This window comes from Providencia sp. PROV202 (assembly GCF_028479565.1).
Lineage (GTDB): Bacteria > Pseudomonadota > Gammaproteobacteria > Enterobacterales > Enterobacteriaceae > Providencia > Providencia zhijiangensis.
Window position 1 is genome coordinate 129,493 of record NZ_JAMPNV010000015.1, and the last position, 21,049, is coordinate 150,541.

Here is a 21,049-nt window from a genome sequence, read left to right on the forward strand (position 1 = left end):
ATTATCCTTGAACTAATTTGATGTATTCATGTGCGACAGATTCAATATTAAATTGATGTCGCGTATTTTGTGCACAATCATAATAGGCTAAGTAGTTTTCTGATATTTTTGTCAATGCCTTAAGTAAACTGTCCACATCATTATTCACTAATAATCCATTACTCTTATTATCGGAAGGATATATAAGTTCAGAACACCCACCGACATTACTTAAAATTAATGGTAAGCCGGCGGAGCCTGCTTCTATGGCTGACATTGGTAATCCTTCGCTGTCGGAACAAAGAACGAAGATGTCAAAATCATAATAAGCATCAAAATTATTAATTTCGCCTAAGAAGAATATATTTTCATGTTTATCGGAGTGTTGTGATTTCAAATTTTCAAGCAGAGGTCCATCACCAACTAGATAAAAATCTACAGACGGTGTTTTTTTCGCTGCTTCAATAAATAAATCAGCTCGTTTAGGGTGCACCATCCTCCCTACAAAAAGAGCTTTTAGTCTACTATTTACTTTTTCTTTTCTTCTTAGTGGAGAAATTCTGTTTTTTATAACAGAGATTTTATTTTCACTGATCCCGATGATATTAATAGCATTTTTTTTATCTTGCTCGGAAACACAAAGAATTGTATTTGACATCAATGATAATGACTTTTCAATCCAACAGAAGATATTTTTAAATCTCCCTCCATTATATATGCAGGACCAACCATGAGAGACATATATATGATTGTGAGGTTTTAATAATTTTGCTAGGCGAGCATATAAGCCTGCATTGGCTGAGTTCGATATAACAGTGTCAATGCTGTTTTTTTTCAAGATTCTTGATATTTTAAAAATGCAAGATGGTTTTTTAGTACTTACTAATTCAGGAAGAATGAATGTGTTTTCAATAGGGAAGTGGCTTGTTAGCCAGCCTTTTTCTGATGTTATTAAATATACATCAAAAGTAGACTTTAATATGTTATATAACTCTAGTACCCATGTTTGAGCACCACCAATTTCAGATTTTGTAATTACAATAGCTATTTTTTTATTCATGTCTTAGATGTGTTTTTTTTTGAAATTATTACTATTAAAATAATAAACAAATTAAAAAAAATAAAAGTGGGAGAAGATATTTTTATAAAGCATAATAAAATTAGTGTTTTTTCCTTTAAACTAAAATTAAGGTAAATTAAGAAAGCCAAGAAACCGACAGTCAATAAAATCCCTATTGGAATTCCAAAAATTATAAAAAATGAACCAAATATAGTAAGGTCATATAAAGCTTCGTAAAATGAAGGTGCAGATATGCTTTTTCCAGTTAATCCATAACCTAGGTATAGAAGATGCTCTGATGAGAGAAGGTTTTTGATTATTTCAAATTTAATATTATTACTAGAATCAAGACCAGATTGAAATGCATCGTAGCGTGCTGAAATTTCCGGTATGGAGATTAACAATAAAGGAAATAGAAATAACATAAAAACAAGAAGATTATTTCTTTTAAATAAAACGATTATCAAAAACGAAGATATTAATATTATCCCAAGTGTTGATAAAGTTAAGAAACAACTTGTTGCACCCAAGAAATAATAAAAATCCAACTTTGGTTTTATAAGGTAATAAACTGTTAATAGAGAAACTATAATGCCGGATATAATTGATGGCTCAGCTGTTAACCCGGATGGACGAAATGTTCCATTAGAATAAGATGTTCTAGAATCAACACCACCTAACATTCTAGAATAATCAATGTTAATATTAAATAAATAATGTGATAAGAATTGAATTATAACGGAAAGAGATAGAATAAATATTACGATTTTCATCGATTTTATGTAAACATTAGTGCTAAATTTCGATATTTTCGTATATATGAAATAGACGCAAAGAATCCAAAAACATACTCGAATTGTTTGTAACCAAATTAATTCTTGATGCAGTAAAAAATTGGACTGTATGGCAGTCCAGACAAAAATGAAAGAAACCAATAATAATGTAATTGTTAAACCTTTAAGGCTTGCAGAATTATGAACTAAAAAAATAAATATAGAAATAAAACCAAGAAATACAAGTTGAGTGCCATAAATAACTATTGGTGATGGCAATATAATAGAAAAAAAAAGCAATATACTACTCAATAACCATACTTCAGAAGATTTATTACTTTCTGGGTTGATTTTATTTTTTTTCATTCGAATATATTTCAATCCAATTAGAGACTATTTTTTCAATAGAAAAGTTATCTTCGATGTGTTTTCTTGCTAATTTTTTGAGGTTTTCTTTATCTATGTCTGGCATTGATATAGCTTTTAATACAGCGGTAGAAAGTTGCCCACTATCTTTAATTGGCACTAGAAAACCATTATTACCTAATACCTCTTTAACTCCACCACTGTCAGTTGCTATAGTTATCCTTTCGCATGACATCGCTTCAGCTACAACTAATCCAAAACCTTCCCATTCAGATGAAAGAACAAAAAAATCACATGCAGACATCCAATCATGAACATTATTTTTTAAACCTAAAAATAATACATTGTTCTCAAGGTTTAATTTTTTAGTTAAGTATTGAAGCTCTCCCTTCAATTCACCATCACCAATAATTAAAATTTTTATATTTGAGTAGGTAGCTTTAACATGAGAAAAAGCAACTAGTAGATTAGGGTAGTCTTTTGCTTTTGTTAATCGACCGACAGATAGAAATACAATATCATTATCAGTAATATTTAATTTATCTCTAATTTTAGTTCTAGAGTTCTGAGAGAATTTAAATTTTTTTGTATCAATTCCGTTATATTGCACTCGAACTTTATTCAGTGTTACGGCTTTCTTTTCTAGAAACTCATCAACTGCCTCTTGACTTACGTTAGTTGATAAATCGGTTAGAAAATCAGTGAGTCGATATGATAACATTCTTAGTTTACCACCCTCATTTTTATTGTGCATAGTTGATACTAAAAACTTAATTGGGGTGGATATACGTAATAGCCTAGCGAATATATTGGCGTGAATCATATGACTATGCACAACATCAGGCCTGATTCTTTTTATTATCTTTCGAGCTAAACGATAAGCATTAATAAAACTGATGAAAGATTTTTTCAAATTTAAGCAATCAATTTTAACTTCAGATTTTTGTGGTTTGATAATTAATGTATCTGTTAGGGATATAATATGTACAAAATGTCCTTTTTTTACATATTCATCAGCAAGGCTGCAAAGTTGTTTTTCCGCGCCACCCATTCCTAAGCCTGTTGTTATAAAAACAATCTTCATCTTACTATTTTCTCAGTAATTCTATCCAAAGGGGTAATATATTTTCTATAGAAAATCTATTGGAATTCATTATTGAATTTTCTTGAATGTGTTTATAGCTATCAAAATCTGACTCTATTAATTGAATGGCATTTTTCATATGTAATGACAGCTCTTCTATATCATTAGGTTTACATATCCATCCGGATTTATCATGTTGAATTATTTCTCTTGGACCTGCGTCACAATCAAAAGAAATGACTGGTAATCCACATGCTTGAGCTTCTAATATAACCAACCCAAAGCCTTCAAATCTAGAGCTTAAAACAAAATATGAGGCAGTATAGTATTCTGATAAAATATTAGAGGTATTAGGGACTATTTGTACTGAAGAATTTAAAGATAACTCCATTATCATATTTTTTAGTTTAATTTCATCTTCACCAGAACCTACAATTCTTAGTTTCCAATTCGGATATTGCTTGCTAATAATCTCCCATGATGAAATTAACATATCAAAACCCTTTTGATGAGTTAATCGCCCAACAGCAAGGATTATTTTTTCTCTTGGAAATAGATTCCTATGATGGGGATTGTTGGGGTTTATAGTTATTGGGTTTGGAATAACACAAATGTTTTTTACTGTAGTATTTTCCATCCAATAAGATTTGTCTTTTTCAGTTAAGGTGATAATCATGTCTGCATAATACGCAGCAATATTTCGAATTTTTTTCCTGGATGATTTTCCCAGTGTCACATTATAATTAAAATGCTCCCAACTATAGTGCTTAGTTTCATGTATTCCTAATTTTGCAGGTATAGTATATATTGATAGCATTGTATCGACATCAATAATAGCATCAAACTTATTAAGTTTTAGGAAACGCCTTAATTTAAAAATGGTCATTGGGAGTTGAATAAGGGCACTATGTTTTTTAGCATGTAATTGAAATATTTTTACGCCTTCATTTAAATCAAAAAAAGGTTTCTCTCCACCACTTAAGTTTAGAATTGACACATTATAGTTTTTCTTGGTTAATTCATTAGCTATAACAGATGTTATCCTTTCAGTCCCACCTGAATTGTTTAAGTTTCCAATGAAAAAACAAATTTTAAGCATGTTCACGCTATACCTTATTAATTAAAATTTTTCATTTATTATTTTTTCAACATTACTACAAAATGTTGTATCAGAGTAATGGGCATATATGGATTTTGTTTTTTTGTGCTCATTTTCTCTTACATAGTGAAGGAAGTTAAATAATGAATCGAAGTTATTTATTTTGAACGTATTTAATTCGGATTCTTGAATGCTAAAATATAGTGGCCTCAAATATTTCTGGCTGGAGTAGGTATCAATGCCTATTGGCTTCGATGTATATACATAGTCAAAAATAACAGATGAAACATCACTTATTAACCCAGACGAGCTTGATAACATAGAATAAAGTTTGCTTCCGATGAAATTAAAATCATCATATTTAATTACTTTAATATTTTCACAATTGAATGAAGAAAAATCCCAGTCATTTAAAATATCATAAGGGTGTAATTTAATATAGATGATTAGTTCTAACTGGGAAAGAACACTGTTCAACTCTTTGAATCTTGATAATGGTAGAAAACTAATATATCCGTCATTAATTTCACCATCATTAAATGACTTTTCACGTGATGAGCTATTTTTTGATTTAAAAAATGTAGGCATCCATATTATAAAGTCTTTCATGTTTTTTTTATCAATTATTGTTGTAGATGAAAGATTTTTAGTTATCCAGTCATTTCTAGGAAGCCCTGTTGTGATTATTTCACATGAAGATGATGCTATACTGCTTTGCATGAATGGAATAAAATAATCAGCTCCAGAGATCAATATATCTTGTTGGCATATAGTTTCATTAATATCTCTTCCTATTTTTTTTATAGGGCTACCATGCCACAATGAAACAACTATTGGAAACTTAGACAATTTGAATTTTTTGTAGCCAGAACCGTGTGTGTTGATATGTATCTTTGATATAAGGGAATAGTAAATTTCTTTTATTGAGTTTATTTTTATATATTCTAGGTTTTTTATTTCTTCTGATAGCATTACTTTTTTAGTATATTCAATATCTTTGATGACCCAAATACAACGCCATTTCTTATTTTCTTTGATATGATAATAATATGCTAAAGCATTATCAGATAAGTCTGGAGTACTATAAAATAGGATTATATTTTTTTTTATTGAAATAGCATTAAGTATTTTAATGAGTAACAAGGTTATATTTTTCAACATAATTTATTTGGAGTCTTTTAATTTCAAAAAGAAAAAAATTCTAGTTAGCATGACTATTGTTTCTGTTATCAAAATAGAACAAGCAACAGAATAGGCTGTTATATTATTTAATTGGTAGAGTATGACCAAGCTGATTAATTGAAATAGGCATCCTAGTACTGTAGTTTTATTAGGTATATCTAGTCTATTTAGTGCTGCAAATGCAGGGTAACCGAAATTTACACCTAAAAAATTGATTACTGTACAAATTATAAATATATTTAAAATTTTACTAGCATCACGATATTCTTCACCATAGAAGATAGTTATTATATCCTCTGAAAAAAATAAACAAAAAAAGCATAATGCTGTGAGTGGTAATAATATTATTGCTATAAACTTGTATAATATATTCTTTTCACCAGTTCTTGCAATGTGTGGAAATATAGCTTGACTTACAGGGGATGTAATGCTCTGCCCTGCTTGATACAATTTCTCTGAACTAGAAAATAAAGCTGCCTGATAAAGCCCTGAATAGCTACCAACAATGAAGGTACTTGCGGATGTATATATAATGACTGATGCTCGTGATAAAAAGTATGTATAACTATTCTTTAATGTTTTGGTTATATCATCGAAAGAAGGAAGCTTAATACTATATTTATTTAAGTAAATCGAAATAACACTAAGAATAACCCCCACTAAGTTGGATGCTAACAGGCAATACAGTGTAACATCGATATCATCATTTCTTCTCACAAATAAAAAAACTAGCAAAACATAGCTTAATTTAGAGAATGCCATGAATATAGTTATATTGAACATCCGTTCAATACCTTGAAAAAACCAAGTTGGTTGAAATGATTGAAATATAATAATTAAGGACAATGTTAATAAGTAGTTTTCTTTATTTTTAATGGGTAGGGTTGTAATCTCTAGGATATAAAATGATAGTGTTATAAGCAATAACGTTATTAATAAAAATTTAATAATAAATACTGCACCAATATGTTTTGAAACTTTTATTTTGTCCTCTCTATTCCTTGCTATCCAATATGTAGAGGATAAATTAAATCCAAAATCTGAGACTACTAAGCATATGGATATTATGGACATTGATAACATTAATAATCCGAATCCATCAATATTTAATGTTCTACTCAAATAAGGTAATGCAAGTAATGGCGATATATAATTAAAAAGTTGAATCAATGTTAGAGAAAGTATATTTGTATAGATTCGGTTCATTATTAATATGCTTAGCTTTATATGTTATCAATGTTATTTTTTTCTGAGATTTTTCAATGTTGTATTGATTAATGTACTTGACGTGCCTTGTGTATATGGGAAGTAAATAACTTTACAACCAACCTCTGCTAATTCATTTTCATGTTGCTGCCATTTCTCGGTTGCATACCAGTCGTCACCTACAAAAAGATAGGAAGCTTGACATTTTTTTGCAGCAGCAGCTTTATCCATATTATTTTGTGGAATAGCAACATCAACATAACGACAGGCTCTTACTACTTCAATTCTTTCATGATATGGAATTACTGGTTGTTTTCCTTTATAAGAAACTAATTCATCAACAGTAACACCAACAATTAACTTATCGCACATAGATTTAGCATTTCTTAAAATATTAACATGTCCAACATGAAACAAATCATAGACGCCACTAGTATACCCAATAATCATTTTTGTAATACCTTTAAGTTTTCATTAAACCATAATTCATATGAGCTTAAATTATCATGATTTGTAAAAATAGCACTTAAATTTACAGGGAATCCAACCTTTTTCTCATATGCAAAGTCGTGCCCTAAATACTCACTGAGTAGCTCTCTTAATGGAACCTTACCAAGAGTTTGACTCATTAAAGATTTAGCGCTGCATTTTACAGCTAGGCATAAATATATGCTGATTAGCAAGTGGCTCTCTTCCCTCTACACCAGCTGCCATTAAAGCAAAGTCGAGTCGTCTAAAAAGAACTGGCATATGATATCTAATGAAAAACCATCGCACTTTTTCGAAGGGATTAATTATTTCTATATTAGAAAATAGCTGTTCAAATATATTATATAGTTTTGATTTTTTCTCTGGTTTAATATAGCAATACATATCTAAAAATATATCTAGATTAAAATTAGTTGCTTCACTTGCCCATTTGAAAATTCGGTCATATCCAGCAAAAAATTCATCGGCACCTTCCCCAGAAAGTAATACTTTAATACCATCTTTTGCCGCGATTTTAGATATTTGATATAAAAGTACTTCATTAGGAACAGAAAGTGGTTCTCCTCTTAAATTTAAAAGATAATTAAAATCAGAGAGATATTCCTCTGGTGTGCATATTGCTATTTTCAAGTTTTCAATCTTTTTTGATTGTAGATATGATATATCAGCATCACCTTCAAATCCGATTGAATAATAACGATCAAATTTCCCGATAGCTTTTAATAGATTACTATCGATACCTTTACTTAAAAGTAATCCAATCGGTGCATCTGAAATTTTTCTAGAATTAAGTCCCTTGGTTACTGCTGCTAGAAGTTCCTCTTTTGATATCTCACAGTAATCTTCTTTTAAATATTCAGAGGCTTGAAAATAATATCCATTTATTAAGCATTCTCCGGGGCTAACTTGAGATATTCCATCAAAGTATGACCCACTAAAAATAGGAGCTCTTGTCGCTCTGTATTCTTCAATACTATCAAGATTAACTTTTAGATTAAAAATTTGTTTAAGTGTGTTGGGTTCGGAAGAAAAACTGTAACTATTACTATCTTTATAGAAAAATAGCGGCTTCACGCCAAATCGGTCTCTAGCCGCGTATTCAATTTCATTATTTTTATTTATATAAACAAATGCAAAAAAACCATCTAATTCGTTTAAAGATAATTTTTTATTTACAATTAGTTCGCTTAATAACAACGTATCACTTTTAAATTCTCGGTCAAAATATTTATATCCTAATTCTTTGTAGTTTAATATTTCGCCATTAAATACAAGGAATCCTCCATTAAGATCTTTAACTGGTTGGTTAACTCCTGACTCTAGGTCTATAATTGAGAGTCGGGCATGATAAGCGCGCCAATCACCATTATTAATGATTCCAGAAGAGCCGTCAGGACCTCTAAATCGTAATGTGCTTTCTAAAATTTTTTCATGCTGCTTATTTATTGAAGAATGATTTGAAATAAAAAATCCACACATTATTTTTGCCTTTGTTATCTTAAATAGAGTCGCAATATATTTTGAGTATAAAAACCCATAGCTACCGCACTGGGTTATCGGGTCCCAGAGCGCCATTGAATTTCAAAATTTAGTGTTTATTAATTGAAAATACTGCATTTTTTACAAAATCGCTCAATTAATAAACACTGCTTATGATAACCTTCCCATATAGGTTGACTTGTGCCGTAAGCGCAATCAATCAAAAGCCCTTAATAATAGCACTAAAGTATCGGAGTGACTATCGGTGTGAGGCGCCTAAAAATCGCTACATTGCCTGTAATCTTTTGATCACCATCTTGAAACCATTAAGTGACTTATTAGAATATACCTCTATCAAAAATTATTAATTTCACATTTGGCGGTGTATTACTTTGGATGGTATCTATACTTAGTGGATAACCTGATGGTCAAGAAAAAGCATACATACGGCTCGATAGTATAAAAAATAATGATAATCACAGCAGTAACTTGATGTATGTTATTAATATATAAATAGAACACGCACATGTAGTGTAGAAAAAGGTAATTACTCGAATAACGAGGTAATCACTGAAATATAATGTTTATAAGAATTGTCTGAGCTATTTCTTACTTACAAGTATATGTGGTAAACGCGTATAGGCAAATATCACACAATGTTTGAGACACTAATTTCATCACTGTTTGTGAATATGAATAAGTTAATTATCAGCTAGGTTGAGTTTGGTAGGGAATATTAGGCGAAATAAGATAGGAATATATGGCTGATATATAAAAAGGCCTTTGGCACATGGGTACCAAAGACCTTTATCATGCAAGATTAACGGCCGTGTTCTGGCAGCCAAATCTGTAGACGTAGTCCACCTAGCGGGCTGTCGTCAGCTTTTACCCAGCCTTTATGTTGGGAAATCGCAGTTTCAACAATCGCTAAGCCAAGCCCTGTACCGCCGGTTTCTCTGTCGCGAGCTTCATCGGTGCGATAGAAAGGTCGGAAGATATGCTCGCGGTCAGCAGGGCTAACACCCGGGCCATCATCGTCGACAGTAATCAAAATACCGTTATTTTCTTCTTTGAAATCAACCGCAATATGGGTGTTTGAATAGCGAAGTGCGTTACGCACGATGTTTTCAAACGCGCTGCCAATGGCGGATGGATTGCAATACAACGGCCATGAACCTGGGTGTGACGTGACATCCAATGTTTTGTTCATCTGCTCCGCTTCGAAGCTTGCATCATCCAGAATATCTCCCCATAACTCATCGGCTTTGATGTGTTCGCGAAGAATTTCATTTTTATGCTGACTGCGAGAGAGCACCAGCAAGTCATTGATCATACTATCTAAACGGTGAGTCTCTGTTTCGATACGCTCCAGCTCTTTACTCTCACCATGACGGCGGCGTAATAATGCCGTCGCTAGCTGTAATCGTGTGAGTGGGGTGCGCAGCTCGTGAGAAATGTCAGAAATCAATCGCTGCTGGGCAGTGACCATGCCATCTAACGCACTGATCATCTGGTTAAAACTGTTACCCGTTGATAAGAATTCTTGGGGGCCAGATTCAAGCTCAGGGTGTGGGCGCAAGTTACCTTTTGCCACATCGTCCGCCGCCATTTTTAATTTACGGGCAGGTCGAGCCAAGCTCCATGATAGCCATAATAGCAACGGTGCACTGATTAACATGGTGGCAATCAAGAGTAAAAATGGTCGGTCAAACAAGAGGTTAATAAAGTCTGACTGCGGGCTGCTAGCAGGGCGAACTAAATAGAGTTGGTAGTGATCTTCACCGTCTCGAATAGAAAATGGACCCAAAATTTCTGCGCGTCCGTACTTTTTCTTCTTCGGATGGTCGGCATTATCAGATTGCCCAATAAAGTTGCGGATCACCTGCATTTCACTCGGCATCGCACCAATCACGCGGCCTTCACTGGTCACGATAATCAGCCGTTGCCCTGGGGGCGCCCATTTTTTGATGGCGTTGGAAATCCGTCGCCACCAAAGTAGGTCGTTCATTGGAGCTTGCGCGAGTTCGGCTTCGATATGTTGCTCAAGCATCTCCCCTTGGCGTTGCTCACTTTCCATTAGGACGGTGAGCTGCCGAGAGTCAAGCTTGGGCACCATCAGCACTAGCATTAAGACTAGTGCGAGGGTAAACCAGAAAATCGCAAAGATTCGAGCTGTTAAGCTGTTGATCATGTGGCAGAAACCATCAAGTAACCGCGTCCACGCAAGGTTTTAAACCAAGGTTGACCATCGGTGCGTTCTGGAAGTTTGCGGCGCAAGTTTGAAATATGCATATCAATCGCACGGTCAAATGGTGTGAGGCGTTTGCCTAACACTTCTTGGCTTAAATGTTCTCTCGAAACCACTTGCCCTAAATGCTGGGCTAATAGATAGAGCAAAGTAAACTCGGTGCCAGTTAAATCAAGGATTTCGTTGTCGAAGCTGGCTTCTTGACGACCCGGATTGAGCTGTAATTTGTCCACTTGTAAGGTTGGGGTGTTGCTGTTGTCCCCTTGAGTTTGCTCGCTCCAGTTTGAGCGGCGCAGTAACGCACGAATTCGCGCTACTAACTCCCTATCGTTAAATGGTTTTGGTAAATAGTCATCTGCGCCGAGCTCTAAGCCCAGCACTTTATCTAATTCACTGCCGCGCGCCGTTAACATAATGACTGGCGTTTGGTGAATTTGGCGTAACTCTTTTAATGTCTCAATACCGTTTTTCTTCGGCATCATGACGTCGAGTAATAATAGGTCAATGGATGAATCGATTTGCTGTAATGCTTGCTCACCGTCATAAGCGATGACAACATTGAAACCTTCCATTTCCAGCAGTTCTTTTAAAAGCGACGTGAGTTCACGGTCGTCATCAACTAATAGGATTTTATGCATTAATTAAGTCCTCCAACTGCCAAAATACGATAACAATCTTCACGTTTCCATGACTTTACGTTCTTTTACATGCTCTGACGCTAGTTTGCAGCCGACCGCGTATATTTAACTCCATTGAATCACGAGCATCGTTCGGAGACAAGGTATCTAAATGCAAAGAATAGTACACAGAACAAAACACAGTTCAGTACATAAAACAGCCGCATACGTTTTAGCTTCTGCATTTGTTTTCGGACCAGTCGCTGCGTTTGGTGAAGCATCTGAAAGTAGTGTTAATGATGAACCATCATTAGTGCTTCAAATGCAACCGGACCAGCCACTACAAACCACACATATTGCTATTCAGTTTCAGATCCCTGAATCATTAAATAGCGACGAACGTGCCAGTGAATTTATGTTTAATGGTATCACGTTGAGTGAGAAACAGCGCCAACAGCTTCGTGACTTGATGGCTACCCAGCGCCACCGTCATAGTGAAAATGTTGACTCAATACAAGAACGTGAGTCATTACACAAACTTATTATAGCGGATCGCTTTGATGATAAAGCTGTCCGAGCGCAACTTGAGAAACAATTGCAAAAAGAACTGGATGAACGCGTTGAGATGGCTCGTATCCATCACGAGCTTTACCAGTTACTGACGCCAGAGCAAAAGGCGCAGCTTGAGCAAATTAATCAGCATAAATTCGCTGAATATCAAGTTATGCAGTAGAGATTCCTAGTAGTGAGTGTAGTTGAGTTTTTTAAAGCCTGTAGTTGAGTTTCTAAGCTGTATCGTTGAGTTTCGAAGTAAGTAGTGAAGTAGCAATAACTGAAGTTTTTCCTTGCCATAGACACCATCCCTGTCTTTATAGCCCCTTTTAGGGGCTTTTTTTTATTTATCAATTTAACGACAACTTTAGATTGTCTATACATTCACTTTCCACGTACTATCTTTATTTACAACGATTATTCTGAACACTTGCAAAATAGATTTTCACACATCCAAAGAGGTCATACTGCGCCATGATCCAGAAACTTACTGCTCAAGATTATAAAAAAATGCCTTGGAAAAATGGGCAAGGATTTACGTTAGAACTCGCGAGAAGTCACGGGGAAGGGTTAGAAAACTTTGACTGGCGGGTGTCGATTGCAGATGTAAAATCCGCGGGCTCATTCTCTTTTTTCCCAAATAAACAACGCATCATTGGCGTGCTGGAAGGCTCCGGGATTGTGCTGCAGATAGATAAAAATCCGCCAGTTTCTTTATTACAAAAGCAATTTCACGCCTTTAATGGTGAAAGTGATGTGTATGCCGAATTAATCAATGAAGCCATCCGCGATTTTAATTTGATTTACAACCCTGAAAAGTATTCAGCTCGGCTGCAGTGGGTATCTTGTGAGTCGGCAAACTCGTGGATCAGTAATGGAAACTGTGTGCTAATTTTTAACTTACAAGGCAAGCTAGAGTTGCAGATAGATGGGCAGCACTCAGTCTTAAATGATTTTGAAACCCTATTGGTCAAAAAAACAGGTTCCCCTGCGCAATATATTGCTTCTTCTGAGCATCATGGAGATTTTTGTGTGATTGAGTTATTTGAAAGATAACGCTACAAAGCCATTTAAGTCATTTTGGAGTGATTTAACTCAGTCAAATCGCGACTATTTAGTTAGCGGATAATTCTGATAATTTCACTCTTTGGACAAAATTGTTATCAAATTCATAGATTGCTTATTTAATGGCTTTATTCTTATTGTGATTTTAAACAGAATCTTTAGGCTGTATCTCTTAATCGTTATTAGAACGAGAATGGTTTATTAAAAACAGTAATATAATTTTTGTAGCAAGGAAAAAAAGAAGATGAAAATGAAGGCGCTTGTTGCGGTCGCAGTTTCTGCGGTCATTATGACTGGCTGTAAGAGTATGGACACTGGGCTGATGACCAACTCTGGAATGCAATTATTCCAAGCTGCGACATTATCTGATGCAGATGTTAAAAAATTCAGCGATGACGCTTGTAAAGAGATGGACGCAGAAAACAAAATTGCTCCAGCTTCAAGCAAATACACTCAACGCTTAAACAAAATTGCTAAAGCGCTGGGTAACGAAGTTGACGGTACTCCGGTTAACTATAAAGTTTACATGACCAAAGATGTGAACGCATGGGCAATGGCAAATGGCTGTGTACGTGTATACAGCGGTCTGATGGACATCATGAACGACAACGAAGTTGAAGGCGTTCTGGGTCACGAAATGGGTCACGTTGCTTTAGGTCATACCCGTAAAGCAATGCAAGTTGCTTATGCGGCAGTTGCAGCACGTACTGCGGCAGCGGCAACAGGTAACGATGTTGCGACTCAATTAAGCTCTTCACAATTAGGTGAGCTGGGTCAAAAACTGGTTAACTCTCAGTTCTCTCAACACCAAGAAAGCCAAGCGGATGATTTCTCTTATGATCTGCTGAAAAAACGTGGTGTGGATACTAAAGGTTTAGTGACTGGTTTTGACAAATTAGCAAAACTGGGTAGCAAAGAAACCAGCATGTTTGATTCTCACCCACCGTCAGATGAGCGTGCACAACATATCCGTGACCGTATCGCGGCAGATAAAAAATAATTTTTATCTTGAATGATATTAATGGGGAAGCTAAGACTTCCCTACTTTTTATCTAACATCTGAGTTTTATATATAACCTGCATTTTATCTTAATTCTGGTGGTGAAAATAAAGTCACAAATCAGAACTTATCCTGTTGTACTCTCGTTCTGCGCTGCATATCTTATTAAGCAAATACGATTAAGAATTTTTTTATCATTGTTTTATTTGTGCTCGATAAGAGAGCAAGGAAAAAAGATGGAAAAAACACAGCGAGTTTCTCTACTGGCGAAAGGAATGGGAATGCTGTTGTCCGGTACTTGCCGCTTATTAACGGGAGTCCGTACACGTTGGGTCGGATGCCAACCGGCTATTACCCCCCGCATCTACTATGCAAACCACTCAAGCCACCTCGACGGTTTGGTTATCTGGTCAGGCCTACCACCTTTAATGCGCCATTTTGTTCACCCTGTTGCCGCGAAAGATTATTGGGATGGCACACCATTTCGCCGATACCTCGTCAATAACGTGTTTCGAGCCGTATTGGTTGATAGAAAAGGGGATAAACCTGCCAAAGAGTCTGTTCTTGGGCCACTAGAAGCAGTGCTTGCTGCAAACCATTCATTAATTTTATTTCCAGAGGGAACCCGAGGAGATGGTGAGGAACTGGGTTGCTTCAAAAGCGGAATTTATCATTTAGCGAAAAAATACCCCAATGTTGAAGTCGTCCCGGTGTATTTGGAAAATTTAAATCGCGTGCTACCGAAAGGAACGAAACTCGTGGTTCCAGTTATCTGTTCAGCAACGGTTGGAAAGCCACTATCCCCACTGACTGAAGATGAAAATAAGGCAGATTTTTTGCAAAGAGCGAAAGTTGCACTTGAGGAGATGATGCCATGAGTCTTTGGGATCGTGAATTAGCACTGCTGTTATCCGGTGTCTTCGGTATTTTGATGGTCGCCAGCGTAATAGGCGGCATTCTGGCATACCGTTATTCAGGGGAAAAAAGTAACCCAACCATCGATAACCTAAATGCGCGCATTCGTGCTTGGTGGGTGATGTGCATCGTCTGCGTTTTGGCGGTGGTACTTGGGAATATCGGGGTTGTGATCCTGTTTGCGTTGATCTCTTTCTTTGCATTAAGGGAATTTATTACGCTAGCACCGACTCGCCGTAGCGACCATGAAGCGTTATTTTGGTGTTTTTTCGTCTTTCTTCCTCTGCAATATGTGCTGGTTGGGGTTGAGTGGTATGGGATGTTCTCGATTTTTGTGCCCGTGTTTGTCTTCTTGTTTTTACCGACGCGAATTGCGTTGGCGGGGGATACTTACCACTTCCTCGAACGTACGGCAAAAATACAGTGGGGCATGTTGGTCACAGTATTCTGCTTGAGCCACGTACCAGCATTATTGATGCTGAATATTGAAGGTTACCAAGGGGAAAACGTTAAGTTGCTGCTGTTCTTAATTGTGGTTACGCAAATCTCTGATGTACTGCAATATGTCTTTGGTAAGTTATTGGGTAAACACCCTATTGTGCCTAAGCTGAGCCCAAATAAAACCGTCGAAGGATTTATCGGCGGCATATTAACGTCAGTGCTGATTGGTATCTGTTTGTACTGGGTGACACCATTTAGTTGGTGGGCGGCAGGGTTAATGTCACTGGCGATTACGTTAATGGGCTTTGTCGGTGGGTTGTGTATGTCTGCAATTAAGCGCGACAGCGGGATCAAAGACTTTGGTGCCATCATTGAAGGGCATGGCGGAATGTTAGATAGGATTGACTCCCTGTGTTTTGCAGCGCCAATTTTCTTCCACCTAACGCGTTATTTTTATACCTAATTAGCTGTTATTCCTAGGTTTCTCTATTTTTATCAACCGCAGAAGCACCTTAGGGTGCTTTTTTTATAGGAAAATGCCCCGCATCTTGCAATGATGGGGTCGTGCTGAGATTAACATGCTATCATCGAGACTTAATTTGTACTTCGAAGTAAGATGATTACGTTGAGTGGGTTGGTTTTCGTCATTTGAGCTAAAATTATGTAATCGAGATCACAAGAAAACATAAAAGTTGGCGAGAAAACCCATGCATAATCCTTGCTTTGTCGTATTATTTTGCTTGTTGAATCAATTCAGCAAAATTATTGGCTGAGTTTTGCGGTTAATCCGTCAGTGAGTCGCAGTGAATATCAGTGCAGTGCGGTGGTTTTTTCATAGATTTGCAATTTATGTTCATTAATCAGAGGTCATCATGGTCAAGCAGATTAAAAGAATTGGAGTGTTAACGAGCGGTGGAGATGCACCGGGTATGAACGCAGCGATCCGCGGCGTAGTACGTGCAGCTCTTGCGGAAGGTTTAGAAGTAATGGGTATTTTTGATGGATACCTCGGCCTTTATGAAAACCGTATGAAGCAATTAGACCGTTATAGCGTTTCGGATATGATCAACCGTGGCGGTACATTCTTAGGCTCTGCTCGCTTCCCTCAATTCCGTGATGAAAAAGTCCGCGCGGTAGCGGTTGAAAACCTGAAGAAAAACCACATTGATGCACTGGTTGTTATTGGTGGTGATGGTTCTTACCTTGGTGCTAAATGCCTGACTGAATTAGGTTTCCCATGCATTGGCTTACCAGGCACGATTGATAACGACGTTGCTGGAACAGACTACACCATCGGTTATTTCACTGCGTTAGAAACCGTGGTTGAAGCGATTGACCGCTTACGTGATACATCGACGTCTCACAAACGTATCTCTATCGTTGAAGTGATGGGACGTTATTGTGGCGATCTCACTCTTTCTGCGGCAATTGCAGGCGGCTGTGAGTTTTTAGTTCTACCAGAACAAGAAATGCCATTTAACCGTGAAGAGTTACTGTCGGAAATCAAGCGTGGGATTGAAAAAGGCAAGCGCCATGCAATCGTTGCGATCACTGAGCACGTTTGCGATGTGGATGAGTTAGCAAAATACATTGAAGCAGAAACTCATCATGAAACTCGTGCAACGGTATTAGGTCACATTCAGCGCGGTGGTTCTCCGGTTGCTTATGACCGTATTTTGGCTTCTCGCATGGGTGCATATTCTATCCAATTGCTGCTGGAAGGCTACGGCGGGCGTTGTGTGGGGATCCAAAATGAAAAATTAGTTCACCATGATATTGTTGATGCGGTCATGAACATGAAACGTGTCTTCAAGAAAGATTGGCTGGAAACCGCGAAAAAACTGTACTAATTTTTCACCTCTATTATTGCAAATCTCACCGGTATGGTTGGCTTTATGCTGACCATATCGGCGAAGATTGCCCTTGTTCCCTTCGATATTCCTCTTATTTATAAGATTTACCTTTTCGGTATTTCCCGTTGCCGTGGGTATCTGTCAGCCTGATTCCGTATTCAATTAATGGAGAAAAGGATGATGGTACGTTTCTGGCAAAGTTCACGCTATCCCATAGCGGCATTTTCTTTATTGTTATTAACTGCGGGAGCATGGGCAAAAGATATCCAAATCTTAAATGTCTCTTATGACCCGACTCGCGAATTTTATCGCCAATATAATCAAGAATTTGGTGATTACTGGAAAGCAAAAACGGGGGATACGGTGACTGTGCGCCAGTCTCATGGCGGTTCCGGTAAACAAGCCACTTCGGTGATTAACGGTTTAGAGGCAGACGTGGTGACGCTAGCCTTGGCATACGATGTGGATGCGATTGCACAAAGTGGCAAAATTAATCCAGGCTGGCTGAAAAAATTACCAGATAATTCAGCTCCCTATACTTCAACCATTGTCTTTTTAGTGCGTAAAGATAACCCGAAAAATATCCATGATTGGGATGATTTGATCCGAAAAGACGTTTCGGTTGTGACGCCTAATCCGAAAACATCGGGCGGCGCACGCTGGAATTATTTGGCTGCATGGGGATATGGATTAGAAAAAAATCAGAATGACCCAGAGAAGGCAAAACAGTTTGTGAAGCAGCTTTATCAAAATGTTGAAGTGCTAGACTCAGGTGCGAGAGGGGCAACCAACAGCTTTGTAGAGCGCGGAATAGGTGACGTTTTGATCGCGTGGGAAAATGAAGCGTTGTTAGCCATTAATGAGTTAGGCGCGAAGGGGGATTTTGAAATTGTTACCCCGAGTATTTCCATTTTGGCAGAGCCGACCGTTGCTGTTGTCGATAAAACGGTGGATAAGCGAGATCACCGTGAAGTGGCACAAGCCTATCTGGAATTTTTGTATTCACCGAAAGGGCAAGAAATTGCCGCGAAAAACTATTATCGTCCCCGAGATGCTCAAGTGGCCAAAGCGTATCAAAGCCAGTTTCCACAATTGAAATTACTCACCGTAGATGAAAATTTTGGAGGTTGGCAACAAGCGCAGAAAACGCATTTTGCGAATGGTGGGATCTTTGATGAAATCATTCGCCGCTAGTTGATAAAGATTTAAAGACAACATTAAACTCCTAACCGTCCGCTATAATGGGCGGAACGGCTAGGAATTTATGACTGCAGAATGGCTATCGCTACCAGCTATATTTCACACTACCAGCTATATTTCACGCCTAACTGACCGAGATACATCGTTTGTTTATTACTGTTTCCTGATGTTTTTTCATTGCCTTTCGGGTATTTCCATTTGGTGGGTTCATAAGCCACGCCTCCCCACAATGCTAACTTCGGTGTCACTTTGTATTCCACTTGAGTGCCGAGACGGTAGCCACTGCGTAACTGCTGAGTGAGATGACCTCGATTGTTGTAATCGTTGTCATTAATGAGATAGCGGAAATAAGGGGAAATGCTCCAATCTTGGTTAATAGTTACTGGTAAGCCAAGACGAATTTGGCGTTGTAAGGATTGGGTGGTGAACTCATTATCCCATGCTTTGTCACTGTAATAGCTGACCTTGGCTTTAATGCTATCGGTGAGTTTATAGCTCACGCCAACTTCAGATTCAAATTCGTAGCTATTGGCCTCATAGAAATTACTGTAGTAGTAAAGCGCACCCCAATAATTAAATGTCCATCGTTCATCAAGGTTGATTGAACCTGAAGGCATGATCCAATAAAGGCTATTGGAGGAGCGGGCATTAGAGCCTGGTGTTCCATCATTGGATTCTTTGCGGTAGGTTAAATTGATATCGAGGTTGGAAATTTTATCTTTAATGAACTGTTTGGTTACACCGATTTGGGTTCGATTGCGAATGTAAGAATCTCGGAAATTGGTGAAGTTTTTTCCGTGATTTCTTAACGTTTCTCGGTGTTCGAGATCAAACGACCAAGTAGATGCCGGATTACTCAGCGATAACTTACCTACCATGCTGGCTTTGTCATACACTTTGTTATTCTGTGAATCCCGCTGGCCTTGGTACTCTTCCAGTTCGGCATACACATTGGTTTTAACACGCCAGTGGTCATCGCTAGACGGAGATTGACTGAATTGAGAATAACTGGCGATAGGGAAAATAATTGCTGTGCTAAGAATTGCAGTATTAAGAATTAAACCCATTATAGACTTCATATTCATCCTTTATAGAATGCTTTAATTATTTAATGATTGAAAATCAATGGGCTCATAGATTAATTACAATAAGAAATAATCTGTCGAACTCTTTGAAGAGGGACATTACTATAATTAATAAAGAGCCATTGATTTTTATTACGTTACTAATTTAAAGAGAACAGAATAAAAAATATCAATAATGAAAAATCGGCGAGCCGATGCAAGCAATCTAAATGAATAATCTCACTGTTGTCTATTGTTATTTTTTAATACTGTGGATGGTTAAATTAGTGGGTTGGCTAATTTAGAGTGATCTAATTGGCTGTGTTTATTCGATTTTTATTTCTGTTTTTAATAGGATTGAAGTTTGTCTTATATTTATATAATTATTTATTTTCAATGCGAGGGTAAATAAATTTAGATGGGTTATGTTTTTAATTAATGGTTTTTTAAATTCTTTTGTTATTATTTTATTTTTAGGTTTTTCTGTAAAGAAGATAAAATAAACCGCCTATTTAAAAATAAGTTAAATAGACGGTTAAATTGAATAATCAAATAGAGTATTTAATTATTTTGCTTTTTTTGCTTCTGCGGCTGCTTTTACAATCACAGCGAAAGCATCAGCTTTTAAGGATGCGCCGCCCACTAAAGCACCATCGATATCTGGTTGAGTGAATAACTCAGCTGCGTTGCCTGCGTTAACAGAACCGCCGTATTGAATGATTACTTGCTCAGCGATAGCTGCATCTTTTTTCGCAATGTGGCTACGAATAAATTTATGTACTGCTTGCGCCTGCGCTGGAGTTGCAGATTTACCAGTGCCGATTGCCCAGATTGGCTCATAAGCGATAACTGCGCCTTGGAATGCTTCTGCGCCTAATGTGTTCAGGACTGCATCGATTTGACGAGCACAAACTTCTTCAGTTTTGCCAGCTTCGTTTTCAGCTTCGCTTTCACCGATACACAGAACTGGGATTAAACCTTGTTCTTTCAGCACTGCAAATTGTTTTGCAACGAACTCATCACTTTCTTTGTGATAAGTACGGCGCTCTGAGTGACCGATGATGATGTATTTGGCACCGACATCTTTCAGCATTTCAGCAGAAATTTCGCCAGTGAATGCGCCAGACAGGTTGACGTCAACGTTTTGTGCGCCTAATGCAATGCGGCTGCCTGCGATAGCGTGTTTAGCTTGAGTTAAGTACATCGCTGGTGGCGCAATTGCTACGTCACAGCCATCAACGCTGCTCAGTTCGTTACGCAGGCCAGCAATCAGTTCATTGACCATCTGGGTACTGCCGTTCAGTTTCCAGTTACCCATTACCAATGGATGTCGCATGTTATTTCCTCCAACCAAAAAGTTTGAATGATTTATCGATT

General features: G+C 37.1%; 19 protein-coding genes. 7 read left to right on the plus strand and 12 right to left on the minus strand.

Translation table 11 applies throughout. From position 1 onward, the window contains the following. Window position 1: 1 nt before the first annotated feature. The 10 genes from PR799_RS12275 to cpxR form a co-directional block, all read right to left on the minus strand. Complete coding sequence (locus tag PR799_RS12275) at window positions 2-1,039, minus strand: glycosyltransferase (protein WP_179897474.1); 1,038 nt, start codon at window positions 1,037-1,039, stop codon at window positions 2-4. Next, on the minus strand, window positions 1,036-2,178 hold the full coding sequence (locus PR799_RS12280) for a hypothetical protein (RefSeq protein ID WP_179897472.1): 1,143 nt from the start codon (window positions 2,176-2,178) through the stop codon (window positions 1,036-1,038). Before PR799_RS12280 ends, PR799_RS12275 begins: the two co-directional genes overlap by 4 nt. After that, window positions 2,165-3,262 carry a glycosyltransferase gene (locus PR799_RS12285; protein WP_179897470.1) on the minus strand — a complete coding sequence of 366 codons (1,098 nt, stop codon included), beginning with the start codon at window positions 3,260-3,262 and terminating at the stop codon, window positions 2,165-2,167. The genes PR799_RS12280 and PR799_RS12285 overlap by 14 nt, the downstream gene beginning before the upstream one ends. 4 nt (window positions 3,263-3,266) lie before the next feature. Further along, window positions 3,267-4,361 carry a glycosyltransferase family 4 protein gene (locus tag PR799_RS12290; protein ID WP_228075616.1) on the minus strand — a complete coding sequence of 365 codons (1,095 nt, stop codon included), beginning with the start codon at window positions 4,359-4,361 and terminating at the stop codon, window positions 3,267-3,269. A 21-nt stretch (window positions 4,362-4,382) separates the two neighbouring features. Then, window positions 4,383-5,522 (minus strand): CDP-glycerol glycerophosphotransferase family protein, encoded by a 1,140-nt coding sequence (locus tag PR799_RS12295; protein WP_179897466.1) that lies wholly within the window; start codon window positions 5,520-5,522, stop codon window positions 4,383-4,385. Window positions 5,523-5,525: 3 nt separating this feature from the next. After that, on the minus strand, window positions 5,526-6,749 hold the full coding sequence (locus PR799_RS12300) for an oligosaccharide flippase family protein (RefSeq protein WP_179897464.1): 1,224 nt from the start codon (window positions 6,747-6,749) through the stop codon (window positions 5,526-5,528). Window positions 6,750-6,782: 33 nt separating this feature from the next. Continuing rightward, window positions 6,783-7,199, minus strand: coding sequence for an adenylyltransferase/cytidyltransferase family protein (locus PR799_RS12305; RefSeq protein ID WP_179897462.1), 417 nt, complete (start codon window positions 7,197-7,199; stop codon window positions 6,783-6,785). A 186-nt stretch (window positions 7,200-7,385) separates the two neighbouring features. Then, window positions 7,386-8,717, minus strand: a complete 1,332-nt coding sequence (locus tag PR799_RS12310; protein WP_272522199.1) for an asparagine synthetase B family protein — start codon at window positions 8,715-8,717, stop codon at window positions 7,386-7,388. Window positions 8,718-9,537: 820 nt separating this feature from the next. Further along, window positions 9,538-10,908 (minus strand): envelope stress sensor histidine kinase CpxA, encoded by a 1,371-nt coding sequence (cpxA, locus tag PR799_RS12315; protein ID WP_036950809.1) that lies wholly within the window; start codon window positions 10,906-10,908, stop codon window positions 9,538-9,540. Further along, window positions 10,905-11,603: an envelope stress response regulator transcription factor CpxR gene (cpxR, locus tag PR799_RS12320; RefSeq protein ID WP_006660535.1), complete on the minus strand. Its 699-nt coding sequence runs from the start codon at window positions 11,601-11,603 to the stop codon at window positions 10,905-10,907. The genes cpxA and cpxR overlap by 4 nt, the downstream gene beginning before the upstream one ends. Window positions 11,604-11,754: 151 nt before the next feature. On the opposite strand from cpxR, the gene PR799_RS12325 reads away from it, so the two are divergent. The 7 genes from PR799_RS12325 to PR799_RS12355 all read left to right on the plus strand — a co-directional run bounded on the left by PR799_RS12325 (window position 11,755) and on the right by PR799_RS12355 (window position 18,602). Then, the gene (locus tag PR799_RS12325; protein ID WP_272522202.1) at window positions 11,755-12,315 is read left to right on the plus strand and encodes a Spy/CpxP family protein refolding chaperone; all 561 of its coding nucleotides are present in this window, start codon (window positions 11,755-11,757) and stop codon (window positions 12,313-12,315) included. 293 nt (window positions 12,316-12,608) lie between these two features. Next, window positions 12,609-13,190, plus strand: a complete 582-nt coding sequence (locus PR799_RS12330; RefSeq protein ID WP_272522204.1) for a HutD/Ves family protein — start codon at window positions 12,609-12,611, stop codon at window positions 13,188-13,190. Window positions 13,191-13,443: 253 nt separating this feature from the next. Further along, complete coding sequence (locus PR799_RS12335) at window positions 13,444-14,199, plus strand: M48 family metallopeptidase (RefSeq protein ID WP_036950820.1); 756 nt, start codon at window positions 13,444-13,446, stop codon at window positions 14,197-14,199. A 236-nt stretch (window positions 14,200-14,435) separates the two neighbouring features. Next, window positions 14,436-15,077 (plus strand): lysophospholipid acyltransferase family protein, encoded by a 642-nt coding sequence (locus tag PR799_RS12340; RefSeq protein WP_272522207.1) that lies wholly within the window; start codon window positions 14,436-14,438, stop codon window positions 15,075-15,077. After that, on the plus strand, window positions 15,074-16,018 hold the full coding sequence (locus tag PR799_RS12345) for a phosphatidate cytidylyltransferase (protein ID WP_154603265.1): 945 nt from the start codon (window positions 15,074-15,076) through the stop codon (window positions 16,016-16,018). The genes PR799_RS12340 and PR799_RS12345 overlap by 4 nt, the downstream gene beginning before the upstream one ends. A 409-nt stretch (window positions 16,019-16,427) precedes the next feature. Beyond that, window positions 16,428-17,405 (plus strand): 6-phosphofructokinase, encoded by a 978-nt coding sequence (gene pfkA, locus PR799_RS12350; RefSeq protein ID WP_132497045.1) that lies wholly within the window; start codon window positions 16,428-16,430, stop codon window positions 17,403-17,405. A gap of 183 nt (window positions 17,406-17,588) precedes the next feature. Further along, window positions 17,589-18,602: a sulfate ABC transporter substrate-binding protein gene (locus tag PR799_RS12355; protein WP_154628126.1), complete on the plus strand. Its 1,014-nt coding sequence runs from the start codon at window positions 17,589-17,591 to the stop codon at window positions 18,600-18,602. 110 nt (window positions 18,603-18,712) lie between these two features. Here the strand turns inward: PR799_RS12355 and PR799_RS12360 are convergent, their stop codons facing one another. Further along, window positions 18,713-19,687: an OmpG family monomeric porin gene (locus PR799_RS12360; RefSeq protein WP_442959920.1), complete on the minus strand. Its 975-nt coding sequence runs from the start codon at window positions 19,685-19,687 to the stop codon at window positions 18,713-18,715. 550 nt (window positions 19,688-20,237) lie between these two features. Continuing rightward, window positions 20,238-21,008, minus strand: a complete 771-nt coding sequence (gene tpiA, locus PR799_RS12365; protein WP_272522210.1) for a triose-phosphate isomerase — start codon at window positions 21,006-21,008, stop codon at window positions 20,238-20,240. Between the last annotated feature and the right edge of the window lie 41 nt (window positions 21,009-21,049).

What these genes read in the sequence shown, in the direction of transcription:
- PR799_RS12275 (WP_179897474.1), bottom strand. Translation starts at nt 1,039, where the DNA reads ATGAATAAAAAAATAGCTATTGTAATTACAAAATCTGAAATTGGTGGT.
- PR799_RS12280 (WP_179897472.1), bottom strand. Translation starts at nt 2,178, where the DNA reads ATGAAAAAAAATAAAATCAACCCAGAAAGTAATAAATCTTCTGAAGTA.
- PR799_RS12285 (WP_179897470.1), bottom strand. Translation starts at nt 3,262, where the DNA reads ATGAAGATTGTTTTTATAACAACAGGCTTAGGAATGGGTGGCGCGGAA.
- PR799_RS12290 (WP_228075616.1), bottom strand. Translation starts at nt 4,361, where the DNA reads ATGCTTAAAATTTGTTTTTTCATTGGAAACTTAAACAATTCAGGTGGG.
- PR799_RS12295 (WP_179897466.1), bottom strand. Translation starts at nt 5,522, where the DNA reads ATGTTGAAAAATATAACCTTGTTACTCATTAAAATACTTAATGCTATT.
- PR799_RS12300 (WP_179897464.1), bottom strand. Translation starts at nt 6,749, where the DNA reads ATGAACCGAATCTATACAAATATACTTTCTCTAACATTGATTCAACTT.
- PR799_RS12305 (WP_179897462.1), bottom strand. Translation starts at nt 7,199, where the DNA reads ATGATTATTGGGTATACTAGTGGCGTCTATGATTTGTTTCATGTTGGA.
- PR799_RS12310 (WP_272522199.1), bottom strand. Translation starts at nt 8,717, where the DNA reads ATGTGTGGATTTTTTATTTCAAATCATTCTTCAATAAATAAGCAGCAT.
- cpxA (WP_036950809.1), bottom strand. Translation starts at nt 10,908, where the DNA reads ATGATCAACAGCTTAACAGCTCGAATCTTTGCGATTTTCTGGTTTACC.
- cpxR (WP_006660535.1), bottom strand. Translation starts at nt 11,603, where the DNA reads ATGCATAAAATCCTATTAGTTGATGACGACCGTGAACTCACGTCGCTT.
- PR799_RS12325 (WP_272522202.1), top strand. Translation starts at nt 11,755, where the DNA reads ATGCAAAGAATAGTACACAGAACAAAACACAGTTCAGTACATAAAACA.
- PR799_RS12330 (WP_272522204.1), top strand. Translation starts at nt 12,609, where the DNA reads ATGATCCAGAAACTTACTGCTCAAGATTATAAAAAAATGCCTTGGAAA.
- PR799_RS12335 (WP_036950820.1), top strand. Translation starts at nt 13,444, where the DNA reads ATGAAAATGAAGGCGCTTGTTGCGGTCGCAGTTTCTGCGGTCATTATG.
- PR799_RS12340 (WP_272522207.1), top strand. Translation starts at nt 14,436, where the DNA reads ATGGAAAAAACACAGCGAGTTTCTCTACTGGCGAAAGGAATGGGAATG.
- PR799_RS12345 (WP_154603265.1), top strand. Translation starts at nt 15,074, where the DNA reads ATGAGTCTTTGGGATCGTGAATTAGCACTGCTGTTATCCGGTGTCTTC.
- pfkA (WP_132497045.1), top strand. Translation starts at nt 16,428, where the DNA reads ATGGTCAAGCAGATTAAAAGAATTGGAGTGTTAACGAGCGGTGGAGAT.
- PR799_RS12355 (WP_154628126.1), top strand. Translation starts at nt 17,589, where the DNA reads ATGGTACGTTTCTGGCAAAGTTCACGCTATCCCATAGCGGCATTTTCT.
- PR799_RS12360 (WP_442959920.1), bottom strand. Translation starts at nt 19,687, where the DNA reads ATGAAGTCTATAATGGGTTTAATTCTTAATACTGCAATTCTTAGCACA.
- tpiA (WP_272522210.1), bottom strand. Translation starts at nt 21,008, where the DNA reads ATGCGACATCCATTGGTAATGGGTAACTGGAAACTGAACGGCAGTACC.